We start from the raw sequence: 11,849 nt of genomic DNA on the forward strand, positions 1-11,849 counted from the left end.
CGCGCCGCGGCGCATTTCTGATCAACAGCAGGCCCGACATTGATGGACCAGAGCAGGACGAGTGACGTTGAAGAGCCGTTGAACGGCAAGGACGACAGCGCGGACGATGCGGCGCACGACGCCACGCAGCAGTTCGATCTGTTCGGGATGCCGGTGGAGGCTGCTGTAGAAGCGCCGGCCGTGTCCACGAACGAGGCCGACTCCATCGCAAGCGCTGCCGCGCAGCCAGAGCGCAAGCGCGCGCCGAAGCCCGCAAAGGCCAACGCTGCCGCGTCGCTGTTCGAAGACGACGCCCCGCCCGACAGCCCCGCTGCTAAACCAGACTCCGCACCCGCCCGCACCGACGCCCCGAAGAGACGCCGCGGCCGCGACGTGCTCGCCGCGCCGCCCTCGCCCGAACTGCTCGCGCTCGCGGCGCAATTGCCGCCACAGATCCACCTCGGCACGTCCACATGGTCGTTCCCGGGCTGGAGCGGCATCGTCTACGGCGACGACTACAGCAACAGCAAACTGTCGCGCGAGGGCTTGAGCGCGTACGGCGCGCATCCGCTGCTGAAGACGGTCAGCATCGACCGCTCGTTCTACCAGGCGCTGACGGTCACCGAATACCTGCGCTACGCGCAGCAGGTGCCCGAGCACTTCCGCTTCATCGTCAAGGCGCCGATGACGATCACCGACGCCACCGTGCGCGCCGAGCGCGGCGAGCCGGTGTCGCTGAACCCGTGCTTTCTGAACGCGCAGATGGCGATCGACGACTTCGTCGCGCCTTGTGTCGAAGGCCTCGGTGCCAAGGCCGGCGCGCTGGTGTTCCAGTTCTCGCCGCTGCCGGATCAGATGCTCGCGCAGCCGGCGGTGTTCATCGAGCGTCTGGGAGAGTTTTTCGGCGCGCTGCCGAGGCTGCCCGACGGCAGTTGCTACGCGGTCGAGATTCGCGACGCGAGTCTGCTCACGCCACGCTTCATCCGGATGCTGAAGACGGCCGGCGTGCGCTACTGCGTTGGCATTCATGCGCGGATGCCCGATCCGCTGCGTCAGGCCGCGGCGCTCGCGCTGCTCGACGGCGAGCCGGCCGGTCCGTTGATCGTGCGCTGGAGCCTGCACGGCGGCTTCAAATACGAACAGGCGAAGGCGAAGTACGAGCCGTTCAACCGGCTCGTCGACGAAGATCCGGCGACGCGCGCGTCGCTTGCCGAGCTGGCCGCGCGCTACGCGCTGGCCGGTCAGCCGGTTGTGATCGCGGTCAACAACAAGGCGGAGGGATCGGCGCCGCTCAGCTGCGTGAAGCTGGCCGAAGAGATTGTCGAAGCCTGCGTGCGTGTCACCCAGGGACGCGGGAATGATGGCGCCGGCGTTGATGACGCGCGGTCGCAAGCACAGGAACCGCAGTGACGAACAGCAGCGGGCGTTCTTGCGTGTCCGCCCGCTGCCGACTCCGATCCTCGCGCTGCGCCGTTAGCGCGCCTTGATCCGATGCGCGAACTTCTGGCGGAACTTCGCGACCTTCGGCGCGACCACGAACGAGCAGTAGCCCTGATTCGGATGCTGCGCGAAATAGTTCTGATGGTAAGCCTCGGCGGGCCAGTAGTTGTCGTCGAGCGGCAGCACCTCGGTCACGATCTTGCCGTCGTAGATGCCCTGTTCGCCGATCTCGCGAATCGCCTGCAGCGCGGTTTCGCGTTGCGCATCGGAATGCGTGAAGATCACCGAACGGTATTGCGTGCCGACGTCGTTACCCTGCCGGTTCACCTGGGTCGGATCGTGGATTGCGAAGAAGATGTCGAGAATCTCGCGATAGCTGATCTTCGCCGGATCGAAGTCGACCCTGACCACTTCCGCGTGACCGGTATCGCCGTCGCAGACCTGCTCGTAGCTCGGACGGCGCGCGTGACCGCCCGCGTAACCCGACTCCACCGCGTTGACGCCCTCGACGTCCAGATACACCGCTTCGAGGCACCAGAAACATCCACCGCCGAGCGTTGCCGTCTCGTTCATAAGCTTCACCCCAGGATCAGATCCACACAATGATCGGCAGTCGGCCTGCGTAGCGCCGCCGAGTCTGCCACCGCATCCGAATATATGGCCGAAAACGCGGACTAAAAGGCACAACTGATGCACCGTCGCGCGGCGCCGTTTGCAATGAGTCGCGCCATTCCACGCGAATCCCGCAGTGCAGATATCGAGTATAGAAAAGGGCGTCGCGCGACGGGTGAATAACCATGCAGCACAACAGCAAGCGCCGCGCCCAGGCGAACGCGTGCTCTGCGAAGCGAAGCGAAAAATGCGGCGAGAGGAAGCATGACGATCGGCGTGTCCGCACGAAACACGGCGGCCGGTTCGTGCTCGACTGTGAACGAGCGAACGCCGGATTGCGCACCGTACGCAATGTCGTGCGGCGCGCGCGGCGATTACAGTTAAAATTGGCGGAAATCGATGATTTTCACCATGACTTTCGAAACATCCGCTGCCAGCCGCACATATCCGCGTTGTTCTCCGCGCCTCGATTCGCGCTTTAGTCCGTCTTTCACACGGCGCGCGCCGGGGACCCTGCCCCGATGAAGAGCGCGAGCCCACCCAACTTCGACCAGTCCGCGTTTAGACAGGCGCTCAGCCAGTTCGCGACCGGCGTCACCGTGATCACGACGCGCGCCGCGTCCGGCCAGTTGATCGGCATCACGGCCAGCTCGTTCAACTCGGTGTCGCTCTCTCCGCCGCTCGTGCTATGGAGTCTCGCGACGCGCTCGGCGTCGATGCCGGTGTTCCGCGCCAACAGTCACTACGTGATCAATGTGCTGTCTTCGACGCAGCTCGATCTGTGCAAGCGCTTCGCGACCGTGAAGGGCGACCGCTTCAAAGGCGTATCGCACGCGGCGGGCGACACCGGCATGCCGGTGCTCGACGGCGCGCTCGCGTGGTTCGAATGTCATAACCGCAGCCGCTACGACGAAGGCGACCACGTGATTTTCGTCGGCGAAGTGGAGCGCTGCGGCGTGCACGAAAATGCCGCGGAGATGCTGCCGCTGGTGTTCCAGAGCGGACAGTTCCACGGCCTGAAGCCGCTTTGAGCGGCGCGGCGCGCCCCTCGCGCCGGTAGTGCTTGTCGGTCGGACGCGCCAAAAACGGCGCGCCCCCTCGTCATCGTCAACGGTCGCTATGCGTGGCCCCGTGCCCGCTGCTCTTCTTCACGAGCGACACCGGCACGCCCGAATCTTCCTTCAGCGTTTCGAGCACGATGTTCGAGCGGATGTCCATCACGCCCGGCGCCTTGTACAGGCGGTTGAGCACGAAATCCGAATAGTGTTTGAGGTTGTGCGCGAGCACGCGCAGCAGGTAGTGGGTTTCGCCGGTCACGACGAACGCGCCGACCACTTCGGGCCAGTCGCGCAACGCCTCGGCAAAGCGCTCGTGCCAGTTCTGCTGGTCGTTGCGCATGGACACCTGCACGAACGCTTCCAGCTCGAACCCCAAAACTTCGCGGTTCAGACACGCGCGGTAGTGTTCGATGACGCCCTGCTCCTCCAGCAGACGCAGGCGTCGCAGACAGGCTGATGGCGACAGCGAGATGCGCTCCGCCAGGTCGAGATTGCTGATCCGTCCTTCCTGCTGAAGCACCGTCAAGATACGGCAATCGGTGGCGTCGAGCGAGATCGCGTTCATATTCGGTCTCCCTTTCCGGTTTGGCTCAAATTATGTTCCAAGACACGGCTGGTTAGGAGATTTTTTCGCAATCACATTTCACGGCTTGACCTCTATCATTTAGAGATAGTCACGTTCCGTCGAAACCGTCATGCGCGCACTCTGGGACATTACCCCCGCCGTCGATCCCGCCACGCCCGTCTGGCCGGGCGACACGCCGGTCGGCATCGAACGCGTCTGGCGCATGGAGGCTGGCTCGCCGGTCAATGTCGCGCGTCTGACGATGTCGCCGCACACCGGCGCGCATACCGATGCGCCGCTGCACTACGACGCCGACGGCGCCGCGATCGGCGACGTGCCGCTCGACGCGTATCTCGGTTTATGCAGAGTGATTGACTGTATCGGCGCATCGCCTGTTGTGACGCCACAACACCTGACCGGCTCGCTCGACGATCTGCCGCCGCGAGTCTTACTGCGCACTTACAGGAATGCGCCGACGCGCGAGTGGGATAGCGCGTTCTGCGCGGTCGCGCCCGAGACCGTCGATCTGCTCGCCGCGCGTGGCGTGAAGCTGATCGGCATCGATACGCCATCGCTCGATCCGCAGGAATCGAAGACGATGGACGCGCATCACCGCATTCGCGCGCACCGGATGGCGATTCTCGAAGGCATCGTGCTCGACGCCGTCGAACCCGGCGACTACGAGCTGATCGCGCTGCCGCTGAAGCTGACCACGCTCGACGCGAGCCCGGTACGCGCGGTGCTACGCGCATTGCACGGCTCTCGCTAAGCCACGCGACTCGGCGAGCCAACAACCCGACAACCCAACCATCGAACCACCATGAACCATCGTGACGAAGCCGTGGCGCTCGACAGCGCCGACCCGCTCGCAGCGCTGCGCGACCAGTTCGCGCTATCGCCGACGACCATCTATCTCGACGGCAACTCGCTCGGCGTACCGCCGGCCGCCGCGGCGCAGCGCGCGCAAACCGTGATCGCCGCGGAATGGGGCGAAGGGCTGATCCGCAGCTGGAACAAATCCGGTTGGTTCGTGCTGCCGCGCCGGCTCGGCAACAAGCTCGCGCCGTTGATCGGCGCGGCCCAAGACGAAGTCGTGATCACCGACACGATCTCGATCAACCTGTTCAAGCTGCTGTCGGCCGCGCTGCGGCTCGCGAATGCGCGCGATCCGCAGCGTCGCGTGATCGTGTCCGAGCGCTCGAACTTCCCGAGCGATCTGTATATCGCGCAGGGTTTGATCGAACAGCTCGATCGCGGCTACGAGCTGCGCCTCGTCGACGATCCGTCCGAGCTGCCCGACGCGATCGGCGCGGACACCGCGATCGCGATGATCACGCACGTGAACTACCGGACCGGCTATATGCACGACATGGCCGCGCTGACGAAGCTGATCCACGACAGGGGCGCGCTCGCGCTATGGGATCTCGCGCATTCGGCGGGCGCGGTGCCGGTCGATCTGAACGGCGTCGGCGCCGACTACGCGGTCGGCTGCACCTACAAGTATCTGAACGGCGGCCCCGGTTCGCCTGCGTTCGTGTGGGTGCCCAAGCACCACCAGAACGAGTTCGCGCAGCCGCTGTCGGGCTGGTGGGGGCATCGCGCGCCGTTCGAAATGAATCCGACGTATCAGCCCGACGACGGCGTAGGCCGCTTCCTGTGCGGCACGCAGCCGATGGTGTCGATGGCGCTCGTCGAATGCGGGCTCGACGTGTTCCTGCAAACCAACATGCAGGCGGTTCGCGAGAAGTCGCTCGCGCTGACCGATCTGTTCATCGAACTGGTCGAGACGCGTTGCAGCGAATTTCCACTGAAGCTCGTGACGCCGCGCGAGCATGCGCAGCGCGGCTCGCATGCGAGCTTCGAGCATCCGCACGGCTACGAGGTGATGCAGGCGCTGATTGCGCATGGCGTGATCGGCGACTATCGCGAGCCGCATGTGCTGCGCTTCGGCTTCACGCCGCTGTACACGCGTTTCGTCGACGTCTGGGACGCCGTCGAAACCTTGCGCGACGTGCTCACCCGCGAGGCCTGGAAAGCTCCTGAATTCGCCCAGCGCGGCGCCGTTACCTGAGGACGACAGAATGACCGATCACATGCACACGCCGGGCTTGCCAGAAGAAACGGCGGCACAAGGCTGTCCGTTCGGGCACGGACAGACGGCTTCGGCGCCGGCATCGAGCACGACCGATAGCGGCTGGCACGACGCGCAGTTCGACTTCTCGGAGTCGATGAGCTACGGCGATTATCTGTCGCTCGGCACGGTGCTGGACGCGCAGCATCCGTTGTCGCCGGATCACAACGAGATGCTGTTCATCATCCAGCATCAGACGAGCGAGCTGTGGATGAAGCTCGCGCTGTACGAGTTGCGCGCGGCGCTCGCGGCCGTGCATCGCGACGAGCTGCCGCCCGCGTTCAAGATGCTCGCGCGCGTGTCGCGGATCATGGAGCAACTGGTGCAGGCGTGGAGCGTGCTCGCGACGATGACGCCGTCTGAATACACGGCGATGCGGCCGTACCTCGGCACTTCGTCAGGCTTCCAGTCGTATCAGTACCGGCAGATCGAGTTCCTGCTCGGCAACAAGAACGAGCAGATGCTGAAGCCGCACGCGCATCGCGCCGACGTGTACGCGCAAGTGAAGGCATCGCTCGAAGCGCCGTCGTTCTATGACGAAGTGGTGCGGCTGCTGGCGCGTCGCGGCTTCAAGATTTCGTCCGCGCGGCTCGAACGTGACTGGACCAGGCCTACTGAACATGATGCGTCGGTGGAGGCCGCGTGGCTCGAGGTGTATCGCAATCCGTCCGAGCATTGGGAGCTGTACGAGATGGCGGAAGAACTGGTCGATCTCGAGGACGCGTTCCGCCAATGGCGCTTCCGCCACGTGACGACCGTCGAGCGCATCATCGGCTTCAAGCAGGGCACCGGCGGCACCAGCGGCGCGCCGTATCTGCGCAAGATGCTCGATGTCGTGCTGTTCCCCGAGCTTTGGCATGTGCGGACCATGCTGTAACGGTTGGCGCGTGTCAGACAGGGTATGACCGGTAAATCACGGCAAGCGTAATGCCGCGGTTATTCCCGCTTGTTGCATAACAGGCACCGTTCATCGGGCTGAGGAAAGTTCGGAGTTCTCCGAATCTAGAGAGATGGTCAGCATGGCAGCATCGGAACCCCATAAAAAACATCAGAGGGTTTCGATATGCCCGGTGCCGATAACGCCGAAGGAGTGAAGGTTGTACTGAGTGCTCCGCAACTCGCGGCCGTGCTATCTCGTCAGTCGATCAGCCAGTCGGAAATGCTTTCCAACCGGCTTTGGGGCGGTTTACAGGTCGTCGGCGGCGTGCTGGAAATGGTCGGCGCGGGTGTGCTGTGCGCTTTGCCAGATCCGACGATGGCGAGCAAAGCCGGCTGTGTCGTGTTCGGGGTACATGGCTCCGACTCAGCGGCGGCTGGCCTGCGGCAGGTCTGGACGGGTCAGGACACGACCACGCTGACCCAGCGGGGCACGACTAAACTCGCTGAAGCGATGCAAGCGAGCCCCGACATGGCGAACAATATCGGCCTGTCCCTCGATATCGCCGTGCCATTCGGATTTGCTGGCTCGATCAAGGCGGCGCGCGCTGCGCGTGTCACGATGGGCCGGATCAGGCTGAACATGCATGAGGCGAAGGCGGGAAGCCGGATTGGTGGACATACGCTTTTGAAACATGTCGGTCGGACTGAAGCGCAGTTGCGGGAGAGGCTCAGGCTGGAGCCGGAAAGGAAAGTAGTTTCGTCTTTCGTAAATCTTGAAGATGCGGAGTGGGCGATATCGGAAACGATACGCGCAAACGCCTCGCAGATTCACACATGGACAAAAGCACCAAACCGGGTTTTGACGCTGAGAACGGACGTTGGAAGAAAAGTAGGTTACGCACTGGTCAGAAAGACCGACAGGTTGGTAGATAGCAGTAAAGTGGAGGTTGTCTTGAAGTACGGGACGTATAACGGGATGCCGTACTACATCCTCACGGCTGTGCTCGATAAGTGATCGGTGGGTATTGATGCATGAAATATTATGATCTGGGCCAATTGATCCTTGGCTACTTCAATGAAGATTTCGACTACTGGGGAAACACAATTGAAGAGTTGGTACGGGCATGTGCAAGCGGATGCACGCCAGACATGATTAACGCGACGGCGGCCGACATAGACCGGTTCAAGAGCGATCATGCTGGAAATCTTGACGCGGCCTTCGAGGAGGAATTTGGCTACCAGTGCGATCCGACGGCGTGGGAGCAGACTACTGAGGCCTTTCTTGACAAGATTAAGCGTCTTCTTCTGAGCGAGTAGCATGCGTTTGCTCGCATCGGACCGCCACAAACCGTCTGGTTCACTCAATGATTTTGAGTGAACATCGATACTTGAGATACGACGATCTGGATCAATTGATCGGTGTCTACTTCAATGAGGATTCCGACTACTGGGGAAACAAAATTGAAGAGTTGGTGCGGGCTCGTGCAAGCGGATGCACGCCAGAAATGATTAACGCAAAGGTGGCCGACATAGATCGGTTCAAGAGAGATCACGCTGGAAATCATGGCGCTGCCTTCGAGGAGGAATTCGGCAGGCAGTTCGATCCGACGCTGTGGGGTCACACCGTCGAATCTTTTCTCGACAAACTTAAACGTCTTCTTCTGAGTGAGTAGCCTGCACTTCGGCTCACCGGACAGCCCCGCCGTCTGGCAGGGCTTCCGCGCATTTTCATTTCACCGGCCAACCGCTGGGCCTAACACCCCCTAGCGCGCGGTATAACCACCATCAATCGGCAAACACACCCCGCTAACCATCGACGCCGCATCGCTCAACAAAAACAGAATCGGCGCCGCGACCTCGGCGGATTCAGCAAAGCGCCTGAGCGGAATCGCCTGCAACGCAGGATCGCGTTTGACGGGATCACTCCAGGCCAGCACCGCCATCGGCGTCAGCGTGATCGTCGGGTTCACGCTATTCACGCGAATCCCGTGCGGCCCCAGCTCGATGCACAACGCGCGCGTGACCGCATCGAGCGCCGCCTTCGACGCCGAATAGCTCAGGTGATCGTCGAGCGCGACGAGCGCCGCCTGACTCGAAACGTTGACGATGCTGCCCGCGCGCCCCGCGTCGAGCATGCCACGCGCGACGTGCTTCGCGACCAGCACCGCGCCGCGCGCATTCACCGCCATCACGCGATCGAAGCTCGCGGCCGTGGTATCCACCGCGCGTTCGAGCAACGCGATGCCCGCGCAATTGACGAGCCCGTCGAACGGTTCGAGCGACGCGAATGCTTCGTCGATTGCGGCTTCGTCGCTGACGTCGAGCTTCAACGGCTCGCAGCCGGTTTCCTCGGCGAGCCGCGCGAGCTCGTTCACGTTGCGCGCGGCCGCGACGACCGATGCGCCGCTCGCGCACAGCGCCTCGACCGTCGCGCGGCCGATGCCGCTGGAGGCGCCCGTCACCAGGATCGAGCGTCCGGAAAAATCGAAAGTAGCGTTCATGATGATTGCAAGCGATGCATGACCGGCTTCAAAACCGGATAGAGATCCACGTAGACGCCGAAGCGCTGCTCGTATAACGCCATGCGCCGTGCGTCAGGCTGCGCGCGCTCGATCAGTGTGACCCAGCCGCCTTGCGCCGCTTCGCGCGACACGAGGCCGACGCCGAGCGCGGCGAGCAACGCCGCGCCCATCGCCGCTTCCACGTCCTGCTCGATCGTGTAGACCGGATAGCCGGTGACATCGGCGATGATCTGCATCCACAGGTCCGAATGCGCGGCGCCGCCCACGACGATCAGCTTGTCGTCGAGCGATTGCGCGCCTTTGCGCCCCGCCTCGATGTTGTGTTTCAGCGCGAACGACACTCCTTCGAGCACCGCGCGATACAGATGCGCACGCGTATGAAACAGCGACAACCCGACGAACGCGCCGCTCGCCTTCGCATCCCACACCGGACTTCGCTCGCCCATCAGATACGGCAGGAACAGCACGCCGTCGGCGCCGGCCGGCACTTGCGCGGCCGCTTCTTCGAGCAGCCGATGCGGATCGCCATGCGGTGTCGCGCGCGCGGCCTCGATCTCCGCGTGACAGAACTGCTCGCGATACCAGCTGACCGACGCGCCCGCGGCAATCGCGCCGCCGAATACGTAGATATCGTGCTGCCCGTTGAAAACGTGCGGCATGCTGACCAAACCGTGGCGTGCGTCGACACGCTGATTGATGTAGCCCCAGCACATGCTGGTGCCGATCATCGCGACGTGCTGCCCGGCGCGCGTGACACCGGCCGCGAACGTCGCCATCGCCGCATCGACGCCGCCCGCGACGATCGCCGTGCCTGCATCGAGCCCAAGCTGCGCGGTCCATTGCGACAACAAGCCGCCCACCACCTCCGACGATTCGACGAGCCGCTCCGGCATCATCGTCGCGGGAATGCCGAGCATGTCGAGCGCTTCGTCCGACCAGTCGCGCCGCGCGATATCGTAGACGCCGCCGATATTGCCAGCCGAGCTGTGATCGACGGCGACCTCGCCGGTCAGCATGTAGATCACGTACGCGTTCGGCGGCAGGAAGTAGCGCGTATGCGCCCACACGTCCGGCTCGTTCTCGCGCAGCCACAGCATCTTCGTGTAGCCGTAGTAGCTGTCTACCCCATTACCGGTGATCGTATGGAGCCGTTCGAGATCGACGTTCTCGCGCACCCAGTCCACCTGCGCGGTCGCGCGCCGGTCCATCCAGATCAGGCACGGCGCAAGCGGCCGCATGTCGTTATCGACCGGGATGCCCGAACCGCCGTACAGGCTGCTCACGCACAGCGCCTTGATCGCACCCGGCGCGATGCCGGCCGCCTTCGCCTCGCCGACGCACGCGGCCACGCATTCGACCACGGCCTTCAGCCATACCGCGGGCCACTGCTCGGCCCACAACGGCTTCGGCGTATCGGGTTGATAGCTCGACGCATGCTGCGCGACGATCGCCCCGTACTCGTCGACCAGCAACGCCTTCGTGCTCTGCGTGCCGATATCGACGCCGATGACGTAGTTCATAGAGTCTCCGTTGAAACGCCGCACACGAGATTCATGCGCGCGGCTTCATCAGCACCTTGATCGAGTCGAGTGAATTCGCGATCCTGATCGCTTCGTCCCATTCTTCCAACGAAAAGCCGTGCGTGACGATGCCCTTCGACGTGACAAGTCCGCGCGCGAGCAGATCGATCGCGATCGGATAGCAATAAGGTCCAAGGTGCGCGCCGCGCACGTCGAGTTCCTTGCGATCACCGATCACCGACCAGTCGAGCGTCGTATCCGCGCCGAACACCGAGAATTCGACGAAGCGCCCGAGCTTGCGGATCAGGTCCATCCCCTGGTTCACGCCGATCGGCGCGCCCGTCGTTTCAATATAGACGTCGCAGCCGTAGCCGTCGGTCAGTGAACGAATGATCGCGAGCGCATCGTCCTTCTGAGGATTGATCGTCACGTCCGCGCCGTATTCGCGAGCAAGTGCCAGGCGTTCTTCGACGAGATCGATCACGACGAGCTTCTTCGGCGTCTTCAGATGCGCGACCTGCGTCATCATCAGACCGAGCGGCCCCGCGCCCGCGATCACGACGACGTCGTCGAGTTGCAGATCGCCGCGATTGACCGTGTGAATCGCGCACGCGAGCGGCTCGATGATCGCGGCATCCTCGAGCGAGATGCCGTCGGGAATCTTGTGGACGATCGCGGTCGGCGGAATCCGCATGTACTCCGCCATGCCGCCGTCCGCGACCTCGCGCTGAAAGCCGAAGATGTTGTGCACTTCGCACATCCAGTACTGGCCTGATTTGCAGTAGCGGCACTTGCCGCACGGGACGATCTGCTCGGCGATCACGCGCTCGCCTTTTTGCACGCCGAAATGCTCGGCCGCGCCCTCGCCCAGTTCCTCGACATAGCCAAAGAACTCGTGGCCCGGAATCACCGGCGCCTTGACCCACGGGCTCGGGCCGCCCCAGAACATCTTCGCGCCCGAATGGCATTTGCAGTCGCTCGCGCAGATGCCGCACGCGGCGATGCGGATCACCAGCTCGTGCGCGCGGGCGCGTGGCTTCTGCACCTGCTCGACGCGATAGTCTTTCGGTGCATGACAGACGATGGCGGTCATGTTCTGCTGGTCGGATGGAGTCGTCATTGCATGGTCCTGCAAAAAAGATG

The 11,849-nt window shown here is 63.2% G+C and carries 14 protein-coding genes; 9 read left to right on the top strand and 5 right to left on the bottom strand.

From position 1 onward, the window contains the following. The first annotated feature begins 42 nt into the window (after positions 1-42). Positions 43-1,389 carry a DUF72 domain-containing protein gene (locus AB4Y34_RS08310; protein ID WP_368715753.1) on the top strand — a complete coding sequence of 449 codons (1,347 nt, stop codon included), beginning with the start codon at positions 43-45 and terminating at the stop codon, positions 1,387-1,389. Positions 1,390-1,452: 63 nt separating this feature from the next. On the opposite strand, the gene msrA is transcribed toward AB4Y34_RS08310, so the two are convergent. Beyond that, on the bottom strand, positions 1,453-1,992 hold the full coding sequence (msrA, locus tag AB4Y34_RS08315; protein WP_368715754.1) for a peptide-methionine (S)-S-oxide reductase MsrA: 540 nt from the start codon (positions 1,990-1,992) through the stop codon (positions 1,453-1,455). Positions 1,993-2,216: 224 nt separating this feature from the next. Here msrA and AB4Y34_RS08320 point away from each other — a divergent pair, with 224 nt between their 5' ends. Beyond that, positions 2,217-2,513 (top strand): hypothetical protein, encoded by a 297-nt coding sequence (locus tag AB4Y34_RS08320; protein ID WP_368715755.1) that lies wholly within the window; start codon positions 2,217-2,219, stop codon positions 2,511-2,513. A 39-nt stretch (positions 2,514-2,552) separates the two neighbouring features. Further along, positions 2,553-3,062 carry a flavin reductase family protein gene (locus AB4Y34_RS08325; RefSeq protein ID WP_368715756.1) on the top strand — a complete coding sequence of 170 codons (510 nt, stop codon included), beginning with the start codon at positions 2,553-2,555 and terminating at the stop codon, positions 3,060-3,062. Positions 3,063-3,138: 76 nt separating this feature from the next. On the opposite strand, the gene AB4Y34_RS08330 is transcribed toward AB4Y34_RS08325, so the two are convergent. Further along, positions 3,139-3,654 carry an Lrp/AsnC family transcriptional regulator gene (locus AB4Y34_RS08330; RefSeq protein WP_176105186.1) on the bottom strand — a complete coding sequence of 172 codons (516 nt, stop codon included), beginning with the start codon at positions 3,652-3,654 and terminating at the stop codon, positions 3,139-3,141. Between the two features lie 130 nt (positions 3,655-3,784). On the opposite strand from AB4Y34_RS08330, the gene kynB reads away from it, so the two are divergent. The 6 genes from kynB (at position 3,785) to AB4Y34_RS08360 (ending at position 8,337) form a co-directional block, all read left to right on the top strand. Continuing rightward, positions 3,785-4,423: an arylformamidase gene (kynB, locus tag AB4Y34_RS08335; RefSeq protein WP_176384450.1), complete on the top strand. Its 639-nt coding sequence runs from the start codon at positions 3,785-3,787 to the stop codon at positions 4,421-4,423. A gap of 51 nt (positions 4,424-4,474) precedes the next feature. Further along, positions 4,475-5,725: a kynureninase gene (kynU, locus tag AB4Y34_RS08340; RefSeq protein ID WP_176384448.1), complete on the top strand. Its 1,251-nt coding sequence runs from the start codon at positions 4,475-4,477 to the stop codon at positions 5,723-5,725. Positions 5,726-5,735: 10 nt separating this feature from the next. Next, positions 5,736-6,662, top strand: a complete 927-nt coding sequence (kynA, locus tag AB4Y34_RS08345) for a tryptophan 2,3-dioxygenase (protein WP_368715757.1) — start codon at positions 5,736-5,738, stop codon at positions 6,660-6,662. A 186-nt stretch (positions 6,663-6,848) separates the two neighbouring features. Further along, positions 6,849-7,679, top strand: a complete 831-nt coding sequence (locus AB4Y34_RS08350) for an RNase A-like domain-containing protein (protein ID WP_368715758.1) — start codon at positions 6,849-6,851, stop codon at positions 7,677-7,679. A 17-nt stretch (positions 7,680-7,696) separates the two neighbouring features. Next, positions 7,697-7,981 carry a contact-dependent growth inhibition system immunity protein gene (locus AB4Y34_RS08355; protein WP_368715759.1) on the top strand — a complete coding sequence of 95 codons (285 nt, stop codon included), beginning with the start codon at positions 7,697-7,699 and terminating at the stop codon, positions 7,979-7,981. A 71-nt stretch (positions 7,982-8,052) separates the two neighbouring features. Next, complete coding sequence (locus tag AB4Y34_RS08360) at positions 8,053-8,337, top strand: contact-dependent growth inhibition system immunity protein (protein WP_368715760.1); 285 nt, start codon at positions 8,053-8,055, stop codon at positions 8,335-8,337. 90 nt (positions 8,338-8,427) lie between these two features. Here the strand turns inward: AB4Y34_RS08360 and AB4Y34_RS08365 are convergent, their stop codons facing one another. Genes AB4Y34_RS08365 through AB4Y34_RS08375 form a run of 3 tightly spaced genes read right to left on the bottom strand, consistent with a single transcriptional unit; the run spans position 8,428 to position 11,826 of the window. Continuing rightward, positions 8,428-9,165, bottom strand: coding sequence for an SDR family oxidoreductase (locus AB4Y34_RS08365; RefSeq protein ID WP_368715761.1), 738 nt, complete (start codon positions 9,163-9,165; stop codon positions 8,428-8,430). Continuing rightward, the gene (locus tag AB4Y34_RS08370; protein WP_368715762.1) at positions 9,162-10,706 is read right to left on the bottom strand and encodes an FGGY-family carbohydrate kinase; all 1,545 of its coding nucleotides are present in this window, start codon (positions 10,704-10,706) and stop codon (positions 9,162-9,164) included. The genes AB4Y34_RS08365 and AB4Y34_RS08370 overlap by 4 nt, the downstream gene beginning before the upstream one ends. 31 nt (positions 10,707-10,737) lie before the next feature. After that, positions 10,738-11,826, bottom strand: a complete 1,089-nt coding sequence (locus AB4Y34_RS08375) for an alcohol dehydrogenase catalytic domain-containing protein (RefSeq protein ID WP_176105179.1) — start codon at positions 11,824-11,826, stop codon at positions 10,738-10,740. Positions 11,827-11,849 lie beyond the last annotated feature (23 nt).

This window comes from Paraburkholderia sp. BR10954 (assembly GCF_040965775.1).
Taxonomy (GTDB): domain Bacteria; phylum Pseudomonadota; class Gammaproteobacteria; order Burkholderiales; family Burkholderiaceae; genus Paraburkholderia; species Paraburkholderia youngii.